Genomic DNA, 24,197 nt, shown 5'->3' on the forward strand with positions numbered 1-24,197 from the left:
GAATTACAGGCACCTTGGGCAAGGAGTCAGAGAGGCGCTAATTCCCTGCCGGATAAATGCGCAACACCGTCCCACTTTCTGACAGTACGAAAAGGGCCTGCTAGCTTTTTCGTTCTGGCCAAAGCCCTTGTGGACGGAACACCATAACAATAACCAGCAAAATGCCAAAAAGGAGCATCCGCATCTGCCCGATGTCCCGGAAAATCTCCGGGAAAAAGACTAAGAAAACCGCCCCCAAAATAGCGCCGGGGATCTTACCCATTCCACCCAAGATTACAGCCAGGAGAATCATGGCGGATTGCGTAAAAGCAAAGGTCTCCGGCGAGATGGCCGTCATTTTAACGGCAAAGAAAGCTCCGGCTACTCCCCCAAAGGCCGCCCCGATCATGTAAGCATAAAGCTTGGTCTTGACGGGATCAATCCCCATGGCTTCAGCAGCGTCTTCATCTTCGCGGATATATTGCCAGGCCCGCCCCAAACGGGAGTTGTGGACGCGCAGGGCAACGATAATTCCGATGATAACTAAAATAAAAAATGTGTAGTAAAAATGCGTAATCTGATAAAGCTTAAAGCCAAAAATACTCGGCCGCTGAATCCCTACCAGGCCGCTGGCTCCGCCCGTAATTTTTAAGTTGCGGGCAGTAATGCGGGTAATCTCTCCAAATCCTAAAGTAACAATAGCTAAGTAATCGCTGCGCAGTCTTAAGGTTGGCCCCCCAATGATAATGCCGGCAATAACACAGAAGATCACCGCAATCGGAATGGTCAGCCAAAAATTCAAACCGTAGTGCATGAGAATTCCCGTTGTATAAGCCCCGACCGCAAAAAAAGCAGCGTACCCCAGGTCTACCAACCCGGCGTAGCCGATCACAATATTTAAACCCAAAGCCAAAATGACATAGAAAAAAGTGTTGGTCATGACTTCTTCAACGTAGTTATTTGCTACCAAAGGCAGTAAAGCCACGGCCAGAATCAGAATTGTCAGGAAAATTCCGCGCGTCTTGCTGCCATTCAGTCTTTCTCTCAGACCCTCTTTCGAGCCAACAGAATTACCCATCCTCTACATCCTCTCAATCTCGCTTTTACCTAAAATGCCCGTCGGTTTGGAAACCAGCAGCAGGATTAAAATCCCAAAGGTAAAAACGTCTTTCCAGGCGGAGCCAACAAAAGGAATTTGCGTTCCGGCAGTTTCCAAAAGGCCCAAAATAAGACCCCCGAGCATAGCCCCCGGTATGCTGCCGATGCCGCCGATAACCGCTGCCGTAAAAGCCTTCAAGCCAATGATAAAGCCCATGTAAAAATTAATACTGCCGTAATAGACACCGGCCATGACTCCCGCCGCCGCCGCTAAAGCAGAGCCGACAAAGAAAGTCAGGCCGATGGTTTTCGTGACATTAATCCCCATCAAACGGCAGGCGTCCTGATCAAGGGCTATCGCGCGCATAGCTTTGCCGTACATAGTCCGGTTGATGAACCAGTATAAACAAAGCATCAGAATTGCCGTTGCCACGACCATAATGATCTGAGTATAAGTAATATTTACCGGACCAACGCTGATTCCGTCATAGCCCAAACTGGTAGTAAAAGCTTTATATTCTCCGCTGGTCATAACCATAACTGTGTTAAACAAGGTGAAAGAGACACCTACCGCCGTAATCAGCAGCGACATGCGCGGTGCCCGTTTATTTAAGAGCGGTTGATAAGCAACTCTATGAATCACCATTCCCAGAAGTCCCACCAGAACCATGCTGATCACCAAGGCCACGGTAATTCCCAACCAACCGACACCTAATATACTTCCGAAAATACCAAGAGCTCCGAAGCCGACAAACGCCCCCACCATATAAATATCGCCGTGAGCGAAATTGAGGAGCTTAATAATTCCATAAACCATAGAATAGCCGAGAGCGACAAGGCTATAAAAGGAACCCAGAATCAACCCATTGACAAGCTGCTGAATTACGAGATAAAACACTGACATGGCACAACACCCCTCACCCTCTTTGAGCTAGCAGAAAAAATTCTTTCTCTCTTTATCCGCTGACTAATTCGCTCTACGACTCCCGCTTCCGGAAGCGGTGAGTTAAGAGCGGCTAATTCCCTGGATAAGTGCGACTAAGATTCAGATGGAGTTAAAAACTCCACCTGAATCAAGTCTGCTTTATTCCGGAAATTTCTTACGGTTGTCTAAGGACGACTGGGAAAGCTTCCCGGTCGTCCTTAAAAACAGCTTTATTCTTATTGCAAAACGAATTTTCCGCCCTTAATTTGGAGTACGATGAAGTTACTCTCTTTTAAAGTTTTATCCGGAGCGAAGGATACTTTACCGGCCAAACCGGGGAAGTCATTGGTCTCGTTCAAGGCTTTGATCACAGCCTTGCCATCCGTGCTTCCAGCCCGTTTTAAAGCGTCGGCAAGCAGGTTAATGCCGTCATAGGCCAGCGGAGCATAAGCCCCCGGGGTCTGATTGTATTTAGCTTTATAAGCATCGGCAAACTGTTTGGCTGCGGGCAGGTAATCTGCAACCGGCGGCGAGAGCACATAGGTGCCTTCACCTGCGGCACCGGCCATCTGGATGAGTTTGGGATCGCTGCTCCCGTCTCCAACAACAATTGAACCTTTATAACCGCCTTGGCGCAATTGCTTGATCAACAGGGCCCCATCCGCGTAGTAGGCCGTCCAGAAGACCAAATCCGCATTTTTGGATTTCAAACTGGTCACTAAAGAAGAAAAGTCCTGCTCTCCCTTCGTGGTAACATCATGGGAAACAACCGTGTTTCCGGCTGCTTTCCAGGCTGTCTCAGTCTGCTTGGCCAAATCGGAGGAATAGGCGTCTCCTTGTTCGACAATGGCAACCTTGGCAGCACCCAACTTTTTGAAGAGTTCAACCGCTTTCTGGGTCTGGTGGACGGCTGTGCCGTTAATTTCGAAGGTATTGCCGGGATTTTGCTCGGCAATTTTCGATGAATTAGCCGCTTCAACGATAAAGGGAATATTCTTTTCATTGTAAATCGTCAGTGTCGGGACAACGGCACCGGAACAATAACCGCCGACGATGGCCACGACCCCTTCGGAAACCAGCTTATTGGCCGCCGCTGTTGCTTGTTGCGGATCACAGGCATCATCACCGGTAATAGTCCCTAAAGTCTTGCCGTTGATACCGCCCTTGGCATTCACTTCATCCACGGCCATTTTAATGGCGTTCTCCATATCTTTTCCGTAGGTAGCCTCAGAACCGGTCATCGGCAAAGGCACACCTATTTTAATGTCTCCGCTGCCGGCTGTTTGTGTATTCGATGTACCGGGAGCCGACGCGGCCGACTGCGAGCCGCATCCTGTAACCATTACCGAAATGGAAAGAAGTGTCACCGCAAGTGTACTGAGAAACTTTTTGGACATTTTAAATTACCCCTCCTCATTTCCTTTCCTATGTAGCACCCTCAACTTTTTCCTCCCACGCCTCACCTCCTAGTTCCGGACCCAACTTACTATCGCCAAAATTAAACAAAATGGTTTGCATAACACTTTGATCCGGTCAAAATAACCTAACCAAGGAATCAGTGAATAACCTTTATGCTCAAACTTGGTAAAAAGTTCACAGCGCTAACATTCAATGTTGAAGTAAGAGAATCCTTATAGAAGGCAAAGCGCCGCAAAGAGCGGTGCCACCAGCAAAGTATATTGGAGAAGGACAAGACATTTATCCGTATAAATTTGTATAAACCTGTACCATACTCTCCGTTAAAGAGAAGTATGCTTGTAATTTAGTTTTTCTTTAGAAGGCAGAAAATTTCCATATATTAAACTATTTGTCTTCGCTTTTATTTCGAATCTTGAAACTTCACCATAAAAGCGAGTACATATTTTATAATAATTCACTCTTTTTTTAACTATGATAATATAGTACCAGTACTTACTCTGTCAATAATTATATTGTATACTCGCCGCTAATCTCTCGTGTTATATAGAAGGACCAGGCGCACCTTTAGAGAGCCAGACTCTTCCGCCGAAATAGCGCTCCGGCCAGGAGAAAGGCTGTCCCGGAGATGGAGCTTAAGACAAGGAACCCTTTCGCGGGTAAAATCCTTCCTTGCAAAATTTCCTGAGGCCGGAACAAGCCAAAGGGTGTGAAGTATTTAAGATTAGAAAATCGTTCACTGAGACAGGACACAACATCAAGCCCGTAGAAACAACCGCTTAAAGCACCAGCCAGACGCAGGGACTCTTCCTCCGAATCAAAGAGCACCCCCAGCAACAAGCTGTAAGCACCTACTACAGCGCCCAAACCAAAGCCTGAAATTGCCATTCGGAAATATTGCCAGCGGGGAATTTTCACCCCGAAAAAAGACGTGGTCGTGTACAATCCCCCCAACGTTGCACCCGTAACCATAAATAATTCCGTTAAAAGTACGCCGATTTGAGTATTGAGAATTTCGAACCGGGAAAGGGGAGAGGACAAAGGGTAGGCCAGGAAACCTTGTTTAACCATATGCGCCACTAAAGTATTTGATGTGCTTATTCCATAAACAGAAATAAGCAACGTCCACAACCGGCCTAACAGCTGGGCCGAAATATAAGCCTCATAGGACATATCTACTTCTTCCCCCGTGGAAACCCCAAAGACCCGCTTTACAGGATCGGGAAAACTTTGGGGTATATCTTCTATTACGGGGGACTCGACGAGAACAGGATAAACCCAGGTTACAAGCCATTCGTAGAAAATCAACCCCAGCGAACAGCCCAGAATTTTTTTGCTTTCATGTTTGAGCATTGCCCAATATAAGGTGTCATTCATAAAAGTCACCTCGATGTTTTAGCCCTCATCCGCTCCTTGAGCGGCAAAGAAATAGTGGGATGTTCCCAAAGGCATCACTGAAATATTGATGTCCCTGTATCCGGTCTGCCGCAGAACCGAGGTAACCTCCTGTTCGGTTGGCAGGCCCTCAAAGCCTTGATGGCAGGCTAGAAAGAAACTCATAAGATTCTGGGGCAGATGAGTCCGAAAAACCCGGACCGGATCACCCTGACGGACGGCCGTCAAGATCCCCACTTGACCTCCCGGGACCAATAGCCCTTTAATTTTTTCTAACAGTTCGATCCTTTGGGCCTGGCTGAAATAGTAAATACTGTTGTTCAGAAGGCAAAGATCAAAGGGGCCGAATTCCTTGAGAAATGGGTTTTCTTGCTCACCGAGGGCTAAAATGTCCTGACAGAGAATCTGAACTCTCCCTTCACAGTCCTGAACCCGCTCCCGGGCCCGGCCAACAACAATGGGATTCATCTCTAAACCCACTCCCTGAAGTTCCGGGAATTCATCGGCCAACCTTTTTAAATAGCGGCCTTCCCCACAGCCCAGATCCAGAACCTTCCGCCACTGCTCCTTTTGGCATTTCGTGCGCAGGAAAGGCCATACAAAAGGCTCGGAAGCCATGGAAGCTTTAGAAATCAGTTCATCCTCCATATCGGACCCTATCTTCAATTTCTCCCTCTGTTTCGTGATAAGACGCGGGAGCTCGGCAAACCCTGCCGCCCAATGCCCCATCAATTCTTTATATAACGCTTGCAGGCCTAAGTTTTTATAGTTGTTGATGGCTCTGGCAAGCTTCGTCGCTTGGAAGCGGCCTTCCCGCTTAGTGAGCAGATCCAGATAATAAGCCTGCTCCAGCCAATGCTCCAGCAGCGTTTCATCCCAACCCGGATGTAAAACCATCACCTCGTGCAAACTGCTTGCCGTTTCCATCTCTGTCCACAGATCCAATTCCAAACCGGTCTGAACTACCCACAGAAAACCTAAATATTCCATTAAACTCGTAGTTTTGGCCAGCAACGCCAACATACTTACATCCAAGTAATCTCACTCCTCTTGGTTTTTTTAACCTTCTTCACAAGTTAAACGCAAAGATCTTTTTCCGCAAAAATATAGGCGGAGAGCTTTAGGCAAACAGCCGAAAGAGCCAATAATAACAGAGTCTGAGCCGTAGGCCTCTTTCCCTCCAAGGCCTCAAGAGGGCGGAACCAGCCAAAGATCGTTAAGTTTTTAAGCCCTGAAAAGCGCTCGTCAAGACTGGCAAGAACATCCAGAACATAGAAGCCAAAGGTCACACAGGCCGAGGCTAAAATTACCTGCTCTTCATTGCTGAATAAGCTTGAAAACAGCAAACTATAGGAGCCCACCGCAAGGAACAAGGCAAAGCCCAAGACTCCCAAATAAAAATAATTCCCTTCATCCTGAGAGATGGCAAAGAGTTTCCTTTCTCCCCAAATCCCCAGCTCCGTTAAGAGCAGCATCAAAGCCAGGCCGCTGATGATTACGGCGATTTGAGTTGACAGGACATCAAGACGTCCCGCGGGAGAGGAAAGCAGATAGGCCATCCCTCCATCGGAAACGAGTTGAGCGACTAATTCGTTGGCCGTACTTATGGTATAAATCCCCATCACGAGTATCCAAACTTGCCCGAAGCATTGGCTGGCAACAAAAGACTCAAAACGGTTGAGCGCGGAATCTGAGGTTACCCTAAAGACACGCGCCAGCTTCGGTAAGCCCTTGGAGAGTTGCGCCAGGCCTTTCGATTGGGATAGAGTCGGAAAAACCCCGATCAGCAGAAGATTATAGAGCGTCAGGCCGAGGGCATAATTGAAGGTTTTTTTACCTTGCTTCTTAAACATGGCCCGGAATAATGCCCTGTTCAAAACCCTCCCCCCTCTCATAAAAAAACATAAACGCCTCTTCCAATTCCGTCATTTTCTGAGTGAACTCCCTAACCTGAACTTGAGCCAAGGTTTTTAAGAGCGGGTTTAAATCCCCCTGAATTTCCACGATAACTTGATTTTCCTGAACCCTGGACACTTTTAAACCGCTCTGGAAGATAAATTCGGCCTGTTCCGGAGTTTCTACCACAATTTCAAACGTCCGCTGCTGTTCCTGACGGAGCTTTTGAATCTCCTCGACAGCAACCAGCTCCCCCGCCCGAATCATTCCTACCTGATCACAGGTCCGCTCAATTTCCGGAAACATGTGAGAGGATATCAATATTGTCTTGCCCCGTTTTTTTTCTTCCAGAACCAAATCGATAAACACTTTTTGCATCAGAGGGTCAAGACCTGATGTCGGCTCATCCAAAATTAAAACCTCCGCATCCAACATCAGAGTATTAATGATGCCTAACTTTTGCTTCATGCCTTTGGACATTTTTTTGATAGGTTGTTTGAGATTGAGATCCAAGTCTTCCGCTAAAGCGGCACGGCGTTGGAAAAAAACCGGTCTATCCCCGTGCATCCCGGCCATAAGATTTAAAAACTCCAGCCCCGACATCTCTTTGAGAAAATTCATTTCCCCGGGAAGATACCCCACCAAGGCTTTGACCTCTTTAGAGTTGTGCCAGCAATCCAATTCATGAATTCTGGCATAGCCGGCATCGGCTTTAATAAAGCCCATTAAGTGCCGGATCACGGTTGTCTTCCCCGCTCCATTAGGCCCCAAGAGACCAAACACTTCTCCTTCCCGAACCTGAAAGGTCACCGCCTTCAGCCCGGCAACGCTGCTCCCCGCCGTTTTTTTGCTTTTTGCTCCCGCTCTAATATAGGTTTTGGACAGATCTTTAACCTCGATCATGGTTTTAACACCTTCTTCAACGTGAAAACTTTCTTTAGCCAGGATCTCAGCGCAAAATGCTCTACAATCAAGCGTTTGCGGAAGGGCTTGACTAATTCGGCCAGACTCATGCCAGGATCAAGCTCATGAACGATCCCTTCAAGGGTCAAAAGGGATTTTCCCAATAAAACGAACTCCGGAGGAAATTCGATATCGTGCCGGAAGGCCAAATTCATACAGTCATCCACCAGGTTATGCAGAGCTATTTGAGCGATGGGAACGTCTAAATGTTTCCTCTGCATTTCCGCCAGATCCTGACACAAACTCTCCAACTCTGAATTTCGGGCAGTTAAGCCCAGCTGCAGCAGCGCCTTAGCCATGGCCCGGGTATCCCGCCGGTTCAAGGCCATGATTAAATCAAACAAAGCGCCTTTCAAAGCCGGAGTCAAGGTTCCGACAATGCCGAAGTCCACATAGCCAATTCTCTCTCCGGGCAAAACGAGAATGTTCCCCGGATGCGGGTCCCCATGGAAGACACCGTCTCTTACAATTTGCAGAAGCAAAGAGTGGCTGAGAAGCTCAGCAATTCTTTTGCCGTCATAAAGAGCTAAAACCTTCTCCCGCTCGTTAAGTTTTACCCCTTCAAGATAAGACATGGTCAGCACACGCCGGGTTGTATGGCTCCAATAAATACTCGGAAAAACAACCCGCTGATCTTTAACAAACCCTTGGGCTACTGTTTCGGCATTTTTTCCCTCGCGGAGATAATCTTGCTCATTTTCCAGCCAGCGCGAAAACTCTCTCAATATTCCTGACAGAAAATAGTTTTGGACTTTAGGAAAACGGCGTTCCAGTAAAGGGATAATTTCTGCGATGATTTCCAAATCCGTGCGAATTATTCCGGCAATGTTAGGGCGTTGTACTTTGACCGCGACGGGTTCTCCCGATTTTAAACGCGCATAATGGACCTGACCTATTGAAGCGGCGGCCAAAGGGGAGGGATTAAAATCAGAGAAAAGCGACTGGAGAGGAGCTCCCAGTTCCTGTTCAATGGTTCGCCGTATAAGCTCGAAAGGAAGCTGGGGCACTCTGTCTTGAAGCTTTTCCAATTCTTTGATAATTGGCCCGGGAATAAGGTCAGGGCGTGTGCTGGCGAATTGGCCTATTTTTATAAACGTCGGACCCAGGTCAGCCAAAACGCGCCGGATGCCCTGGCCTAAAGAAGCCATTCCCGCTTCTGTTATTCTTCGATTGCCCGAACCCATATTTTCCAAAAGAATAAAGCCAAATCCGTGGCGCATTAGAACGGACAAGATCTCCTGATACCGGCTGAAATGCCGGAAAATCGTTGCAAGCACAGGAAACGCGCTCCTTTTTCAGACTGCCAAAACACTTTTCTAAGACAAATTCTCTTACGCGGGCAGGAAAAGTGATGCTCTATAATATTCCAGCATATGCCAAACGGTTTCTCCTTAAATCAAAAAATAAAAAGAGACCGAGTTCTCATAATCATTTACAAGAGCTCGGTCAATGTCTTTGTCTTTCGCTATTTTACAGTTTTAAGAAGGATCTCCTGGGCACCTGTAAGGTCTGGTACCGCTGTAGGGCCCGAATAGCCGTCAAAGCAGTGGTTAACGGTTCCTCATAGTTCCAGCCTTTAGCGTAGATTCCCCGATAAGAAGGCTTGAAAGAGCCGTCCGGATTTTGAGCGGCGAGAAGATTGGTTATTCCTTTATCCAGCACTTCTCCGGGAACGGCTTTGGCATATCTCCACAATCCAGATAGAGCTAAGCCTGTCTCAACAACCGAGCCCCAGCCCCCATCGCCCTTCTGAGCCTTGATTAAAAATTCCAGCCCTTTTCTGCGGGCCAGCAAAATAGTGCGCGGCGTCGTCCAGTGATCCCAACTTATCTTCCACTTGCTGAGCAGCTCTACGGCTTGAGCCGTACTGTAAACTCCTCCCTCAAACCAGGATGCCGGAAAGGCTCCCTGCTCATCCTGCTGAGACAAGATCCAATTCAATCCCCGCCAAATCGCTCCGTCCTGAGAGCGAGCCGGCCGCCACAAGGCCTCCAGAGCGTGAATACTTACGTCAACGCTGGGAATATAGACAGGAAACTCCGAGGAAACGGCAGGAGGTGTCCCTTGGAAGCTGGGGAACGTTCCCCAGCTTCCCTCAGGGTTTTGTAATCTCCGCAAGAGCTTAATCCCCTCTGAATTCTCCTCCCCGACTTGACGCAAAGCAATTAAAGCCACTGACGTATCGTCCAAATCCGGATGAGTATGTGGCGGAGTGCTGCCATAACTGCCGTCTGAGTTTTGCCCCTGCTTTAACCAGACGGCTGCCTGATGAAGCCAGGGATAGTCTGACGGCCTTTTCATTGTTTCAGCAAAAATACAGACCGCCCAGCCCATTGCCCATATTTTCAATTGATCGAAGGCCGGCCACCCGCCGCTGGGATACTGTTTTTCCGCCAGCCACTGTCCGGCCTTTTCCACTCGCTCCGCATTGCCTCCCCGGCGCATGATCCCCAAAATCCCCAAACTTGTCGCCACAATGTCCTCAGCCCAGGAACCGTCAGGCATTTGAGTTTCCAGCAGGTACTGGATTCCTCTCCTAATGCCTTCCGGTGAGTCCGAGGCAAGGAGCGAAGCCGCTACAACAACAGGCCGCCCATAAAGGGGCAGCTTGGCCAAAACTCTGTTTTCCAGAATATTAGGAAGGACAATTTCTTCCGGGGTAGGTCCTTCTAAGCCGGGGACTACCCTTTGACCCAAGGACAAAATCATTTCCGAAAATTGCCGGGCTTGAGATAAGAGTCTGATTTTGGCCCTCCATCCGCCTTCGCTTCCTTGTAAAACCGAATTAACAATCTTAGTGATCTCTTCATCCGGTTTGTCACCAGGAAATTTCCCCCAACCTCCGCGGCGATTTTGCCATAACCACTGAACTCCTCGCCTCTGAGAACTTTCAAACCTTCTGCCGACAGCAAGTAATGCTAGTGCCGCAAGTGCCGACGCGCCCGGGCTCGGAGATACCCCATGCATTTCGTCCAGCTTTCCTGCCAGGATTCTTTCGACACCCTCGACCACATACTCCCTTGCCTTCACAAGGCTTTCGCTGACTTCACTTTTTAGCTCCATAGCACCGTCTCCGTCCTCCAATTTAAAGCACACCATAATATGATTTATGTCGGAGGACGGAGAAGCGTTCCAAAGGCAGTTCTTGCCTCAGTTTAAACAACCTTTACTTTTTAAGTTTCGCCAAAGCATCGGCCAAAGCGGTGTTAACCAAGGATTCCTTATTTTGCTGCTGCAAATAAGAACTGACTTCTCTTTTATTGACGCTTCCTTTTTCATTTTCTTTGCGCTTTTTAAAAACGGAAAGCTTTTCGCGATATCCGCAGGTACAGTGAAACAGTTTGTTTTCTCCCTCTCCCCGGATCTCCATTTTTTTGTGGCATTCCGGGCAGCGGGCATTAGAAATTTGGGAGATCCCTTTTCTGTAGCCGCACTCCCGGTCCTGACAGACATACATCTCGCCTTTTTTGCCTTTGACCTGCAAAAGAAACTTTCCGCAATTAGGACACTTCGTTCTTGTTAAGTTATCATGCTTAAACGTATGAGCACTGTCACTGACTGTGGAAACAAGTTGAGCCGCATACTCCCTCATTCCTCGCAAAAAAACCTGAGGCTTGGCCTGCCCCTTACTTATCTCGCTCAATTGCTGCTCCCATTGAGCGGTTAATTCAGGGGACTTAAGTTCGCCGGGCACGAGACTGATTAGTTGAATCCCCTTCGACGTGGGAACGATCTCTTTGCCCTGGCGGTGCATATAGAATGAATTAAACAGCTTCTCGATGATCTCGGCACGGGTTGCCGGAGTCCCCAAACCGTGACTTTGATCCATCACGTCCCGCAAATGCCGGTCTTCAATCAGTTTGCCGGGATGCTCCATAGCGGAAAGCAAGGTTGCCTCCGTATGCCTGGCCGGCGGTTTCGTTTTACCAGTCTCCAGCTTAAACGACAAACCGTTCAGTTTATCCCCCAGATTGATCTCCGGCAAGGATTGAATACTTTCCTCCGCTTCTTCAGGGTCAGTCTCCATATCTGAAAAAGAACCTGAATAAGCCTTTTTCCAGCCTTGCCCCAGGACAATTTTTCCTTTCGTTGTAAAAATCTCACCATTGATTCTCACTTTAACCGTCGTTTGCTGAAATTCAAAGGCCGGCAAGAGGACCGCCAAAAACCTCCGCACAATTAAATCGTAAATCTTGAGCTCATCTGAACTGAGCCTGGCCAGCATAGCAGGTTGTTCCGTAGGTATAATCGCGTGGTGATCCGAGACTTTGGAGTTGTCCACAAAACGTTTGCTAACCTTAGGCTTGGTTCTGAGAATCGTCCGGGCCAGCTCCGCATAGGGACCTTGAGCCACAGTTTTAAGCCGTTCGGGAAGGGTCGGCACAATATCCTCGCTGATATAGCGTGAATCAGTGCGCGGATAAGTCACGACCTTATGATTTTCATAAAGCTGCTGCATAATGTTGGAGGTTGTCTTCGCCGAAAAACCGTATTTGCGATTGGCGTCCCGCTGCAATTCCGTCAGATCATAAGCTAAGGGAGGCGGTTCCTTTCTGGCCTCTTTTTTCAGATCCACAATTTCTCCGGGCTGCCCCGTTACTTTAGCCAAAATGTCATCCGCTTTCGTTTTGGCAAAAATTCGAGCCTGCCCGTTTTTATCCTGCCACTGAAGGACGAAGGACGCTGTTGCAGCAACCACCGTCCAAAAACTTTGCGGAACAAATTCCTTAATTTCCTTTTCCCGCTCAACAACCATAGCCAAAGTGGGGGTTTGCACCCGGCCGGCGGAAAGCTGCGCATTGAACTTGCAAGTCAGAGCCCGCGTCACGTTCAAACCCACCAGCCAATCGGCCTCGGCACGGCACTCCGCGGCGGAATAGAGCGCTTCAAAGTCTTTCCCGGGCCGCAAATGACTGAAGCCCTCCCTGATCGCCCGCTCAGTGAGAGAGGAAATCCACAGGCGTTTAATCGGTTTGCGCCAGCCTACTTTTTTAATAATCCAGCGGGCGACTAACTCACCTTCACGACCCGCATCCGTCGCAATGATCAGCTCATCCACCTCTGGATTCTTCATTAAATTCTTGACAACCCCAAATTGCTTGGCGGTCTCTTTAATGACCACTAATTCCATTTGGGAAGGCAGCATCGGCAAATCTTCAGCTCTCCAGGTCTTATAATTGGCGTCGTACACTTCAGGGTCCGCTAACGTTACCAAATGCCCTAAAGCCCAAGCCACAATGTATTTCGATCCTATAAAACACCCGTTTCCCTTCTGAGAGCAATTCAAAATCCTGGCCACTTCGCGGCCAACCGACGGTTTTTCAGTTAAAACTAATGTTTTTCCCATGTCCTACTCCTATCTCAATGATTATCTCCCGCATCTTGAGGTTTCGCTGCAGGATTCTTGGAACCCCGGGCCTGATAGTTAACCACAATGACACCAATTGCCACAAGCACCAAAGCTATAAACATATTTCGAGTTAAACTCTCCCCCGGAATAAAGAGCACAGCTAAAAAAGCGCCGGAGACAGGAGTCATAAATTTGTAGACACTAATTTCCCCGGCTTTATTGTATTTTAAAATAGCATACCATAAAGAGAAAGCGGTTGCCGAAAGGAAGCCCGAATATACAAGGAGAAGCAGGGCTTTATGAGTAAAGATCATCGTCCCCGGCCTTAATCCGGGCAGCCCAACGGCAATCAAAAGCAGCGATCCCAAGAGCATTTGCCAGGCCGTCATCACAAACGGATGAATCTTCTTGGAAATACCTTTGGCCCAGATGGTCCCCAGAGCATTGGCAAGACCGGACAAAATCATATACCCCTCGCCCTGCCAGGAAAAATCCAGGGTAAAATTCTGGCCTGAATTAATGACAACAATCCCGGCAAAGCCGGCGATAAGGCCGATGATTTTGCGCCAGTCCAGCCGGTCATCCGTGTAGACAAAGTGGGCTAAAATAACCACAAAGAAAATGCTCGCCGAAGATAGAATGGCTCCTTTCATCCCTGAAGTATGCGCTAAACCATTATAAAAGAAGTAATATTGCAAACTAATTTGCAGCAAACCTAAGAGAAAGAGCTGGCCAAAAACCTTCCAGCTGACCTTTGGCGAACGCCGAACCCCTAAGACCAGCAGCATAAAAAGCAATAAGCCGGCGAGAAGAAACCTCATTCCCGCCAGGACAATAATTGCCGACTGATCATCAGCCGCGATTCTCAGCTCCTCATAGCTGATTTTCAATACGGGAAAAGCGCTCCCCCAGAGGATCGCACAAAAAAGTGCAATAGGAATGACAAGGTATTTGCGCTGCAAATAATTTTGAGGGCTTGAGTCTTTTTTCTGAGTCCTTAGATCCATATAGTTTTGTCCTTTCGATAAGATATCCTTTGTCTGCTTTTCATATTAATGCTTCTTGGCAGAGTGGTCAAATATACAAAAAGAAAGAACCCCAATAAGGTTCCTTCCCCAAACACCAAATAATTTTAACGGATTTCCTCTATTGAACGACATCAATCCATTGACCATTGGTTAATTCCTGCAAAGCAGCGACGGTTAATTTCAGAGCTGTATTGGGCTCTCCGGCCGCGGGGAAGACATGGGTATAGGCTTGCAGGGAATAATCCAGATAGACGGGCAAGGGCTGTTTTAAGCCAAAAGGACAAACCCCGCCCACAGGATGGCCGGTTACGGCCACGACTTCCTCGGCCTCAGGCATTTTGGCCTTCCCTTCGAAAATATCCTTGAATTTTCTGTTGTCCAAACGCTTATCTCCGGCCATCAAAATCATAACAAAATTATCTTTTACTTTAAAGAGCAATGACTTGGCAATTTCTCCGGGAGTCACCTGCAAAGACTCAGCCGCCTTGGCAACAGTGCTGGTATCTTCAAAGGTTAAAATCTCCATCTCTCGATTCTTTGCTTGCAAAAACTGCTTGACAACTTCAACCGACATAGCTTCCTCCTAATATTCCGCAACGCACAGATCTTCATTGAGGCAAATAATCGCCTTGGCATACATTTTGCGGTCAATGACAAATTGCATGTTCACTTGACGCAGGGATTGTGAAACACATTTGATATTGATATCATTTTTGGCCAAAGCATAAGCTGCCCGGGCAAGAATCCTCGGCATCGCAATATTGGAGCCAATGACACAGACGACAGCCGCTGCTTGAACCGTTACCGTTTGATAACTCGCTTCCAGTTCCGCAACCAATTGGTCATTCAAATCTGCTTCCCAGATTACCAAGGAAATACTGTTGGCATTGGTTGCCTTGGTTATATAGCTGATGTTGTGTTCTTTGAACTTTTTCATAATTTCATAGTCAAAACCTGTTTCTCCAACCATTAAGGTATCGTGAATCTCTAAAACCACAATTTTGTCCGAGCCGGCGATAATTTCTATTCTGGCCCTGGGACCGATATAATCTTGGGAGATAACAGTCCCGGGGTGGCTGGGTTCAAAGGTATTTTTGATGCGCAGGTTTATCCCGGCCATTTCCAAAGGTTTGGAAGCATTGGGATGAATAGCCTCCATGCCAATATCCGCAAGCTGGTCCGCCACATCGTAATTTGTCCTGCCCACAGGGATCGCTTTCTCCACCCCGACGATTTTGGGGTCGGCGGAGGACAAGTGAAACTCTTTGTGAATAATCGCCTCATCTGCGTGCAGATGGGTAGCAATTTTGGAGAAGGTAATTTCCGAGTAGCCGCGCTCATATTCCCTCATGATTCCTTCGGTCCCTTTAGTGTAACCTGTGGCTACAATAATTGCCTCATAAGGATTGACGTTTTTGAAGGTCCTCTCAATGCGGTCGCTGATAGAAAGCTGTTTAGGATCGCGAAAACCCGTCAAGTCTACCAGTTCGGCGCGAATTCCCTGATTCCGCAGAATATTTACCGTATTAAAGGCCGAGTGGGCCTCTCCGATGGAGGCCAGTAATTCCCTGGCGGCTGAGAAAATGCTCGCCCTTTCAACGTAGCCCGAAGCAATGATGTCTTCCATGCTGCTCAGATAGGCTTTGGTTTGATTAACCCGTTCCAGTATAAAATCGCGGCAAACCTGGTAATCTAAACCAATCTCCACAAAAGACTCGTTAATCTGAAGCGCCCTCTCTAATAATTGCTCTATCGAGGACTCATAGTTTTCTCCTTTAATGAAATGCTGATAAACTCCAGGGGCTTTTGTTTTTTTATCCTCCAGCAGCCAATTTGTCACGCCGGCATAGGCAGAGACTACAAAGACTCTGCCGTAACGAAAGCTTTCAGAGTCCGGATAACCGATAATATCCTTAAGCACATTCTGGAATTGGGACATGGACGTACCACCGATTTTTTCCACCGTTAGCATAGTTAACACAGAACCCCTCTTCATTTATTACTTCTACAATTAATGCCAACCATTCCTGAGACCGGATCGGCTAAAACACATGTATCTTAGTTATACATCTATCAGCTACAATTGTCCACCCTTTAAGAACTATCCCTCCAATTTTATGAACTTAGTCAGCAAATCCTTAAGCTTGAAAATTAACCCTTGCGGACTTGCATTGTCACTCTCAAGAGTATACGATAACGCTGATACTATTATTTTACCTTCTAAAATAAAGACAAAGAGAAAGGATGCCAGGATATGCATTACCGAAAATTTGGTCGTTTGGATTTTCAAACTTCAATTCTGGGATTTGGCTGTATGCGCCTTCCTATCCTAGACGGAGATCCCAGTAAAATCAACGAACCGGAAGCCATCTCTTTAATCCGCCAGGCCATTGATAACGGGGTAAACTACCTTGATACCGCTTTTCCCTACCACCAAGGCCAAAGTGAAATTCTCGTCGGCAAAGCTTTACAGGACGGCTATCGCGCAAAGGTTAAACTGGCTACGAAGCTCCCGGTTTCCCGCTGCCAAAGCTTTGCCGACTTTGACCGCTTCCTGGATGAACAACTGGCAAAACTCCAGACAGACCACATCGATTTCTACCTCCTGCACGGACTAAGCAAAGCCACCTGGGACAGGGTCAAAAGTCTTAACTATGAACGTTTTCTGGAAAAGGCTCTGGCCGATGGCCGAATTAACTATGCAGGTTTCTCATTTCACGATAAGTACCCTGTTTTTCAGGAAATTGTTGACGCTTATCCCTGGACTTTCTGCCAAATTCAATATAATTATATGGACACGGAATTTCAAGCCGGCACCAAGGGCTTGCGCTATGCCGCTGAAAAAGGCCTGGCCGTCGTCATCATGGAACCGCTCAAAGGCGGAAAGCTGGTCAAAAATCCCCCGCCTTCCATACTTAAACTTTGGGATAAAGCCGCTGTCAAACGCTCCCCGGCCGAGTGGGCTTTGCGCTGGGTCTGGAACCATCCGGAGGTCTCTTTGCTTTTAAGCGGGATGGGCACCAAAGAACAGGTTGCTGAAAATTTGCGCTTGGCCAACGTCGCCGAACCTAACACCTTAACAGAGCAGGAACTGGCTTTGATCGACGAGGTGAAAAAACAATATTTATCCTTGAACAAGGTTGACTGTACAGCCTGCGGTTATTGTCAGCCCTGCCCTTCCGGCGTAAACATACCCGGTAATTTCGCACTCTATAATGACGCCCACATTTATGACGACTTTGGCTCCTCCCGTTTCGCCTACAACACCTTCTTTACACCGGAAAGCAAAGCCTCGGCCTGCAGCGAATGCGGCGCTTGTGAAGAAGCTTGTCCCCAGCAGCTTCCTATTCGGGAGCATTTAAAAGAAATCCAAAAAGCCTTTGACCAATAGTCCCTAGTAATTAATCCATAGCCGCCTTAAAATAATAGGGTTTTAACAAGACTTATTTAGAAAAAGCCTGTTAAAACCCTATTATTTATATCCTTTTAAGTTATCCTCAGAACCGCTAAAGGCAAAGACCTTATTATTCTCTATTATAGTAGCGGCTGGAATTAGCCAGCATAAACAATGGCTTTTGCAGATAATCGACCGGGTAAAGGTCATCCCGGGCTGAGATCAGCGCCATAACTCTGGCTACCTTGGAAACGGGATCAATGGAAAGAATTACAAAGGCATCCTTTTGGGAGGTCAAGGGATAAATCACGTTGTTCTTATCTAAAACATCCAGATAGGCTTCCAGGGTAAGCACTCTAAAATCTTGGTTCCGCCAGCGCACATCGTAAAGTTTAAAGGCCTGATGAGCCACGAGAGGCAAGAGTATTTCCTCTGTCAGGTAGAGCTCAATTCCCATCATATAGCCCTCTCCATCGAGGTCATTCCAGTATTCGCAGTGAAACACATTGTTAACGGCTTCCCGGTAGGTCTTCACCGCCAAACGCATTTTACTCAAAACCTGGCCCATGCCCAGCCATTTAATTCTTGGGATACTGAGGCTTTCGAGGTCGTAATAAAGTCCAATATCGCTTTCCTCGAGGGTATACTCAACAGTTGTCTCAGTGGGCATCAAGTAAATATAGCCCATTTGCATATTGTTGTCACAAGTGATAAGCATAGCACATCTCCCCCCAAAGCTTCATATTCTAGCTTGTCTATCTCCTTTCTACATATGCCTCCGTTAATCCTGCAACCGGGGGGCAGACATTATCCCGACGATTTATCAGGATATACTAAAAAGCAGCTCTATTTTCCGCACAAATTGAATATTCGAGCAATCTGCCTAAAGAAAACTTAGTTTGTGCCCAAAACACATTTTCGCGCCAGGTGCATGGCAAAATCCTTAAACGGTCTTTTCCGGGCAATCTACTCTCTCCTCCGGATGATAGGGGACACTTGTTACTAAAATGTTCTTGCGAAAGAGCAACATGAGTTTCATTAATTGTCCCGTCTGATTATGAAGAATATTATGCCGTAATTTTTCAGGAACGTATTCCGGAATTGCTACGGTTATTGTTTCGAAATTTCCCTTTCTCTCGACTTTGTCAATATAATTCAAAAAGTCATGGACTGTGGCGCGGTAAGGAGACTCAACAATTTCCAGGGGAATTTCTATGTGGTGCTCCGCCCAGTGTTTGAGAAGCTTTGCCGTGCGGCCCGGGTCGGAAGCTATATGAACGGCTGTAACTTGAGGAGTTAAGGCATAGGCATATTTTAAAGTTTTCAAGACAATTAAGTTGAGGTCATAAACGGGAATAATTATTTTATTTTTATAATCCGCCAATTCTACGTGCGCCCTCCGCCGTTTCACTTTAGTCACGTAGTTGTGAAAGACTTTCGTATCTTCTTCAGTAACCTCAACCTCTTGAACTTCACTTTTATAGATAAAGCGAATACGCCGAAACAGCAAAACAAGGAAGGGCATAATTATCAGGATAATCCAGGCACCTTGGGTAAACTTTGTGGTGATGAAAACAAGTAAAACCAGAAATGAGACAATACCGCCAAAGCAAAAAATCGCAAAATCAGACTTCCACTTAGGACCTTTTTCTTGCCAGGTATTTTTAGCCAAGCCCGCGCCTGTTAAACTAAAAGAGATAAACACGCCAATAGCGTAGAGAGGAAGCATCGTATGGGTATCCCCATGAAAAATAATAATCAGCACGCAGGAAACAAAAAACAACGTCCAAATCCCTACACTGTAAACCAAGCGATCTCCTAAATTTTTAAAATACCTTGGTGTGTATCCGTCTCGCGCCATTAAACCCAAGAGAATCGGCAGTCCGGCATAGGGTGTGCTGGAAGCAATAATGAGAATGGCAGCGGCGGTCCCCATGAGCACAAAATAGGGCAAGGTTTTTCCGAAAACAATTAAACCTAACTGGTTTAAGACGGTATTTCCCTCTGAGGGAACTAAGTGATAGGCACCCGCTAAATAGGTTAAACCTATTAATCCGACTGAAACTATAGCGGCAAGAACAAATAAAGTGTGAACGGCCCGTTTCTGAGCGGGGTTTTTGAACGCAGTTACTCCATTGCTCACTGCTTCAAATCCTGTTAAAGCCGTCGTCCCGCCGGCGAAGGCCCGGGCAAAAATAAACCAGGTCATCCCGCTTGCCGAAGATAGCGCCGAATTTTCTGTTGCTACTGCCGCAGGAGTCACCCCGTGCACAAAAATCTCAATCACACCGGTTCCAATTAGAAGTCCTAATGTTAAAATATAAAGGTAAACCGGAATGGCAAACAGCCGGGCAGATTCTTTTAAACCGCGCAAATTGACCCAGGCCATAAATACGATAACAAGACAATCCGCTAAAACTTTATGATCCGTTGGGGCCAGCCAGGAAAAAATTCCCGTCAGGTTCTCTATCGCCGAACTGACACTGACCGCAACCGTCAGTACATAATCCAGAGTCAGACTGGCTCCGGCAATAAGGCCAAAGTTTTCGCCAAGATAAGCTTTAGCAATGGTATAGGACCCTCCGCCTTCGGAATATTTTTGAATTGCCTTGCGGTAAACAAGAAAAATACTAATGACCAGCACAACAATGGTAAAGGAAACCTTTAGAATATAAGCGTAGCCTAACGATCCGACAAGTAAAAGGACGTATAATATCTCGTCCGGAGCATACCCCTGAGAAGAGATAATGTCTGAGCCAAAAACCGGGATTCCTCCGCTAACGCCCAATTTGGTTTCCTCAGCGTTTCGCGTAGCTAAGGGATGGCCAAAAATGGCAGTGCGTAATCTTAACCATAACAATCTATTGTTATTTACCATCTAAAAACTGTCCTCTCTCCCTTGATAGAAGAATTCACATCTTCAAATAAATTTCTCATACTGCATTATGCCGCCAAAGGAGTAATTTCATGCCTAAATTTTCTATCTCTGAACAACAAATCAAGGACTTATCTGACAATGACCACGTTTATAGAAAAGGAGTTTCCTATTTCTTAACGAACCGAGTGCGAAATTTAAGCGTAACACCGAGCAAAGGTATCGTCAGCGCTTCCGTCATTGGCGGTTTACGTTACGACGTACAGCTTGCCTTTGCAAGCGAGGGCTCGTTGCGCTCCTATCGCTGTACTTGTCCGGCTTTTGCCGAATATCCGGGGGCCTGCAAGCATGTGATTGCGGTCCTGAAAACCGTTCAACAAAAATCGGCAACGTGGACAAACCCTTCAACTCAAAACCGGATCGTTGAAAAACTCCTGCAAACCTTCTCCAACCAACGCCAGGATGTCCACCAGTTTGAAGAATTGGCGTTGAATGTCGAACTCGGCATTACAACATCATACCGGGTATCTGCGCAGGCACAATTCAAATTAGGTCTCCAGCGCCTTTATGTCGTCAAAGACATTGGGCAGCTTCTCAACTCGCTCAAGACAGGACAGCCTCTGGAATTTGGCAAACAATTCGCCTTGGAACCGGCGAGGCAAGCGTTTAGCCGGGAAGACCAGGAAATAATCTCTATGTTAACGGAAATGTATGACCAACAGGCTTCCCTCATCGAAATGCAGGGATCTTTTTACAGCTCGAACCTATTCAGCCAAAAATCCCTGCCTTTATCCGGCTACTATCTGAGCAAATTCCTGGATTCCCTGGGCAATAAAGAATTTCTCTGTAAAGTAAATACTTCTAAGCCACAAAACATCCGTATTATCCGCCGGGAACTGCCGCTCGAATTTTCCCTTCATTCTCAGGAACAGGACCTGGCCTTAAGTCTGGAATCAGCGGAAATCCCCCTGCAATTGACCTCGGACGGTTACTATTACCTGTACCATCAAACAATTTATCAAGCATCTTCCTTCCAGAAAGATTTTCTTCCTTCTCTTTTAAGCAGCCTTAATAAAGAATTGAGAAACGACTTAGTCATTCCCGCCACTCAGAAAGAGTTGTTTGCCTCTGAGGCATTGCCTTTGATCGAAAAACTCGGCACAATCTCTATCGACCCAATTCTGGAAGACAAATTCAGTCAGGAAGCTTTAGAGACTAAAATCTACTTTGACCGGGGAGACGGTACCGCTATCACAGCCCGCTTAGAGTTCCATTATGGAAATGTGGTGATTAACCCTTTCTCCGCCAACCGGGAAAGTGACCCTCAAGCCCCTGACGATTCAATCCTCATTCGTTCGGTCACTCAAGAACGGAAAATCCTCGGCATCTTTGAGCAGGCGGACTTTCTTGTCTCTAAAGGCACCATTTACCTCGATGATGACGATAAAGTCTTTGAATTTGCCGCCAAAGGGCTGCCTCAGCTTCAAGACCTGGCAGAAATATACTATTCTGATCAATTCAAGCTTAAAATCCGCTTGGCACCGGCCTTTTCCGGACAAGTCCGCTTAGATGAAAGCCTGGACATCCTGGAAATCTCCTTCCTATATAATGATATTGATCCAGGCGAATTAGCCGATATTTTCCATTCTCTGCAAATCAAAAAAAAATACCACCGCCTCCGCGATGGTTCCTTTCTTGATTTAAACCAACCTGAGCTGACCTCTATGGTTCAGCTCCTGGATAATTTAAACCTGGATATCAATGATTTTGATCAAACATTAATCAACCTGCCTAAATACCGGGCTTTGTATCTTGACAGCTTTCTCCGGGATACGAATCTGCCAGGCATACAGCGCAACAAAGCCTTTAAACAACTCGTCCAAAGTATCCTTGAACCGCAAGATGGCGAGTACGAACTTCCCGGCGAAGTGAGCCTTGTTTTGAGAGATTACCAGAAAACAGGGTTCCAATGGTTAAAGACTCTGGCGTCTTACGGTTTGGGCGGTATCCTGGCTGACGATATGGGATTGGGCAAAACACTGCAAGTTCTGGCCTTTATTTTATCCGCAAAAAAGGACTCCACTGCTCCGGCCCTCGTCATTGCCCCAACCTCATTACTCTATAACTGGCAGGCGGAAGCCCAAAAATTTGCCCCTTCTTTAAGAGTCCTGGTCGTTGACGGGACTCCGCAAGAAAGACAAAGCCAAATAGAAAGTCTGGAGCAATGGGATCTCGTGGTAATCTCTTACCCCATCATCCGGCGTGAAATTGATAACTTAACCAATTTCACCTTCTCTTACTGCTTCCTTGATGAGGCCCAACATACGAAAAACCCGCAGACCCTAAACGCCAAGTCTGCGCAGCAAATTCAGGCCAAAGGATATTTTGCCTTAACAGGAACCCCTATTGAGAATTCCCTTTCTGAGCTCTGGTCTCTCTTCAACTTCATCATGCCGGGTTATCTCCACACCTTTCAGGAATTTCGCAAAAAATTTGAAATACCTATCGCCAAAGGCGAAAACTCCTCGCTCAAAGAATTAAGCCGGCATGTCAATCCCTTTATTTTGCGGCGCCTCAAAAAAGATGTCCTGCAGGAACTACCGGATAAAATCGAAACCCAGCTCTACGCTCCTTTAACCGAACCTCAGAAAAAATTATATCTGGCCTACTTGCAGGAAACCAAAGGCCAGATAGCACAAGAGCTGGCCACTGCCGGCTTCAACAAAAGCCACATTAAAATCCTCGCGGCACTGACGAGACTCCGGCAAATATGCGGTCATCCCGCAATGTTTATCGACGATTATTCAGGTGAAAGCGGGAAAATGCTCCTGTTGCAGGAAATTCTCGCCGAAGCTTTAGACAGTGGGCACCGCGTCCTTCTCTTTTCCCAATTCACAACCATGCTCGATATCGTTCAAAGCTTTCTAACCGCACAGAAAATAGACCACTTCTATCTCTCGGGTACAACCAAAGCGGCCGACCGCCTGAAAATGTCCAATTCCTTCAATGCCGGAACGGGGCAAGTTTTCTTAATATCCTTAAAAGCGGGAGGAACAGGACTTAATTTAATTGGAGCCGACATGGTTATCCACTATGACCCCTGGTGGAACCCGGCAGTGGAAGATCAAGCCACCGACAGAGCTCACCGCATCGGTCAAAAAAATGCCGTTCAAGTGATCAGACTTATCGCCCAAGGCACGATTGAAGAAAAAATTAATGCTTTACAAGCAAAGAAAAAGGCTCTCGTCGATTCGGTCATTCAACCGGGAGAAACCTTTCTTTCTAAATTATCCGAAGAGGAACTGAGAGACCTTTTCGATTTAACGTAATTAAGATTTGCTAATCACCCCCCCTTTCCCAGTAAGCGACCGGAACCTTACCATTTTTCCGCCCAATATCCCCATCAGAATCTGAGCAATTCTGAGAAAGTATGAGAGCCTTGTCCCCGGCTTGTCCCAAGAATCTTACGCGCGTAAGATTCTTGGGACAAGCCCGGCCGGATTTCATCCATCCCAATGAAATCATACCCCAATAAAATCAAACACATGGTCGATAGGTAAGGTAATATTTACTCACGATCTATATAATTTAATAAATTTATTTTGGGTGTAAAGGAAAAGTTACTTAGAAAACGGTGCCCTGGTCGCCGGACGTAAACACAAAGGCAGCTTTGTGACTCTGGGCAATCCCGGTAGAGATTGCTAAACCGAGGCCGGTACCGGTCTCTTTGGTAGTACAGAACGGAGTTCCTATCTTTTCCTGGATTTCCGGGGGAATTCCCGGTCCTTGATCTTTTATCGTCAAGACGACGCTGTCAGCTTTTAAAAAGGTGCCTATGACAACTTTACCGCCTTCCGGGGTTACCTCCAGACCATTCC

General features: G+C 46.9%; 18 protein-coding genes. 2 read left to right on the top strand and 16 right to left on the bottom strand.

Annotation, left to right across the window (positions count from 1 at the left end; all coding sequences use genetic code 11):
• Positions 1-100 precede the first annotated feature (100 nt).
• From REC12_RS12725 to REC12_RS12785, 13 genes are all read right to left on the bottom strand, one after another.
• Positions 101-1,057: a branched-chain amino acid ABC transporter permease gene (locus REC12_RS12725; protein WP_308894977.1), complete on the bottom strand. Its 957-nt coding sequence runs from the start codon at positions 1,055-1,057 to the stop codon at positions 101-103.
• A 3-nt stretch (positions 1,058-1,060) separates the two neighbouring features.
• On the bottom strand, positions 1,061-1,981 hold the full coding sequence (locus REC12_RS12730) for a branched-chain amino acid ABC transporter permease (protein ID WP_308894979.1): 921 nt from the start codon (positions 1,979-1,981) through the stop codon (positions 1,061-1,063).
• Between the two features lie 257 nt (positions 1,982-2,238).
• Positions 2,239-3,399, bottom strand: coding sequence for a branched-chain amino acid ABC transporter substrate-binding protein (locus tag REC12_RS12735; protein WP_308894981.1), 1,161 nt, complete (start codon positions 3,397-3,399; stop codon positions 2,239-2,241).
• 586 nt (positions 3,400-3,985) lie between these two features.
• The gene (locus REC12_RS12740) at positions 3,986-4,795 is read right to left on the bottom strand and encodes an ABC transporter permease subunit (protein WP_308894982.1); all 810 of its coding nucleotides are present in this window, start codon (positions 4,793-4,795) and stop codon (positions 3,986-3,988) included.
• An 18-nt stretch (positions 4,796-4,813) separates the two neighbouring features.
• A complete protein-coding gene (locus REC12_RS12745; RefSeq protein ID WP_308894984.1) occupies positions 4,814-5,848 on the bottom strand; it encodes a class I SAM-dependent methyltransferase in 1,035 nt (344 codons plus the stop codon).
• Positions 5,849-5,889: 41 nt separating this feature from the next.
• Positions 5,890-6,690 carry an ABC transporter permease gene (locus REC12_RS12750; RefSeq protein WP_308894986.1) on the bottom strand — a complete coding sequence of 267 codons (801 nt, stop codon included), beginning with the start codon at positions 6,688-6,690 and terminating at the stop codon, positions 5,890-5,892.
• The gene (locus REC12_RS12755; protein WP_308894988.1) at positions 6,659-7,612 is read right to left on the bottom strand and encodes an ABC transporter ATP-binding protein; all 954 of its coding nucleotides are present in this window, start codon (positions 7,610-7,612) and stop codon (positions 6,659-6,661) included. The genes REC12_RS12750 and REC12_RS12755 overlap by 32 nt, the downstream gene beginning before the upstream one ends.
• Positions 7,609-8,949, bottom strand: coding sequence for an ABC1 kinase family protein (locus tag REC12_RS12760; RefSeq protein ID WP_308894992.1), 1,341 nt, complete (start codon positions 8,947-8,949; stop codon positions 7,609-7,611). The genes REC12_RS12755 and REC12_RS12760 overlap by 4 nt, the downstream gene beginning before the upstream one ends.
• A gap of 193 nt (positions 8,950-9,142) precedes the next feature.
• Complete coding sequence (locus REC12_RS12765; protein WP_308894994.1) at positions 9,143-10,735, bottom strand: prenyltransferase/squalene oxidase repeat-containing protein; 1,593 nt, start codon at positions 10,733-10,735, stop codon at positions 9,143-9,145.
• A gap of 103 nt (positions 10,736-10,838) precedes the next feature.
• The gene (locus tag REC12_RS12770; RefSeq protein WP_308894996.1) at positions 10,839-13,019 is read right to left on the bottom strand and encodes a DNA topoisomerase III; all 2,181 of its coding nucleotides are present in this window, start codon (positions 13,017-13,019) and stop codon (positions 10,839-10,841) included.
• A gap of 14 nt (positions 13,020-13,033) precedes the next feature.
• Complete coding sequence (locus REC12_RS12775; protein WP_308894998.1) at positions 13,034-14,029, bottom strand: DMT family transporter; 996 nt, start codon at positions 14,027-14,029, stop codon at positions 13,034-13,036.
• A gap of 139 nt (positions 14,030-14,168) precedes the next feature.
• On the bottom strand, positions 14,169-14,624 hold the full coding sequence (locus REC12_RS12780; protein WP_308895001.1) for a YbaK/EbsC family protein: 456 nt from the start codon (positions 14,622-14,624) through the stop codon (positions 14,169-14,171).
• 9 nt (positions 14,625-14,633) lie between these two features.
• On the bottom strand, positions 14,634-16,022 hold the full coding sequence (locus tag REC12_RS12785) for an aspartate kinase (RefSeq protein WP_308895018.1): 1,389 nt from the start codon (positions 16,020-16,022) through the stop codon (positions 14,634-14,636).
• A gap of 282 nt (positions 16,023-16,304) precedes the next feature.
• Between REC12_RS12785 and REC12_RS12790 the strand changes: the two genes are divergently transcribed.
• Positions 16,305-17,441, top strand: coding sequence for an aldo/keto reductase (locus REC12_RS12790; protein WP_308895003.1), 1,137 nt, complete (start codon positions 16,305-16,307; stop codon positions 17,439-17,441).
• Positions 17,442-17,574: 133 nt separating this feature from the next.
• Here REC12_RS12790 and REC12_RS12795 read toward each other — a convergent pair whose 3' ends face one another.
• A complete protein-coding gene (locus REC12_RS12795) occupies positions 17,575-18,162 on the bottom strand; it encodes a hypothetical protein (RefSeq protein ID WP_308895005.1) in 588 nt (195 codons plus the stop codon).
• A gap of 225 nt (positions 18,163-18,387) precedes the next feature.
• Entirely contained in the window at positions 18,388-20,322 is a 1,935-nt protein-coding gene (locus tag REC12_RS12800; RefSeq protein ID WP_308895007.1) for an APC family permease, read from the bottom strand.
• 89 nt (positions 20,323-20,411) lie between these two features.
• Between REC12_RS12800 and REC12_RS12805 the strand changes: the two genes are divergently transcribed.
• The gene (locus REC12_RS12805) at positions 20,412-23,648 is read left to right on the top strand and encodes a DEAD/DEAH box helicase (protein WP_308895009.1); all 3,237 of its coding nucleotides are present in this window, start codon (positions 20,412-20,414) and stop codon (positions 23,646-23,648) included.
• 295 nt (positions 23,649-23,943) lie between these two features.
• On the opposite strand, the gene REC12_RS12810 is transcribed toward REC12_RS12805, so the two are convergent.
• Positions 23,944-24,197, bottom strand: a 254-nt coding sequence (locus REC12_RS12810) for an ATP-binding protein (RefSeq protein WP_308895010.1), incomplete at its 5' end; no start/stop codon positions are given.

The sequence above is a fragment of the Candidatus Desulfosporosinus nitrosoreducens genome, from assembly GCF_030954495.1.
In the GTDB taxonomy this organism is placed as follows: Bacteria; Bacillota; Desulfitobacteriia; order Desulfitobacteriales; family Desulfitobacteriaceae; genus Desulfosporosinus; species Desulfosporosinus nitrosoreducens.

Excerpts from the sequence above, each read along its gene's own strand:
- REC12_RS12725 (WP_308894977.1), bottom strand. The coding sequence starts at position 1,057 with ATGGGTAATTCTGTTGGCTCGAAAGAGGGTCTGAGAGAAAGACTGAAT.
- REC12_RS12730 (WP_308894979.1), bottom strand. The coding sequence starts at position 1,981 with ATGTCAGTGTTTTATCTCGTAATTCAGCAGCTTGTCAATGGGTTGATT.
- REC12_RS12735 (WP_308894981.1), bottom strand. The coding sequence starts at position 3,399 with ATGTCCAAAAAGTTTCTCAGTACACTTGCGGTGACACTTCTTTCCATT.
- REC12_RS12740 (WP_308894982.1), bottom strand. The coding sequence starts at position 4,795 with ATGAATGACACCTTATATTGGGCAATGCTCAAACATGAAAGCAAAAAA.
- REC12_RS12755 (WP_308894988.1), bottom strand. The coding sequence starts at position 7,612 with ATGATCGAGGTTAAAGATCTGTCCAAAACCTATATTAGAGCGGGAGCA.
- REC12_RS12765 (WP_308894994.1), bottom strand. The coding sequence starts at position 10,735 with ATGGAGCTAAAAAGTGAAGTCAGCGAAAGCCTTGTGAAGGCAAGGGAG.
- REC12_RS12770 (WP_308894996.1), bottom strand. The coding sequence starts at position 13,019 with ATGGGAAAAACATTAGTTTTAACTGAAAAACCGTCGGTTGGCCGCGAA.
- REC12_RS12775 (WP_308894998.1), bottom strand. The coding sequence starts at position 14,029 with ATGGATCTAAGGACTCAGAAAAAAGACTCAAGCCCTCAAAATTATTTG.
- REC12_RS12780 (WP_308895001.1), bottom strand. The coding sequence starts at position 14,624 with ATGTCGGTTGAAGTTGTCAAGCAGTTTTTGCAAGCAAAGAATCGAGAG.
- REC12_RS12785 (WP_308895018.1), bottom strand. The coding sequence starts at position 16,022 with ATGCTAACGGTGGAAAAAATCGGTGGTACGTCCATGTCCCAATTCCAG.
- REC12_RS12790 (WP_308895003.1), top strand. The coding sequence starts at position 16,305 with ATGCATTACCGAAAATTTGGTCGTTTGGATTTTCAAACTTCAATTCTG.
- REC12_RS12795 (WP_308895005.1), bottom strand. The coding sequence starts at position 18,162 with ATGCTTATCACTTGTGACAACAATATGCAAATGGGCTATATTTACTTG.
- REC12_RS12800 (WP_308895007.1), bottom strand. The coding sequence starts at position 20,322 with ATGGTAAATAACAATAGATTGTTATGGTTAAGATTACGCACTGCCATT.
- REC12_RS12805 (WP_308895009.1), top strand. The coding sequence starts at position 20,412 with ATGCCTAAATTTTCTATCTCTGAACAACAAATCAAGGACTTATCTGAC.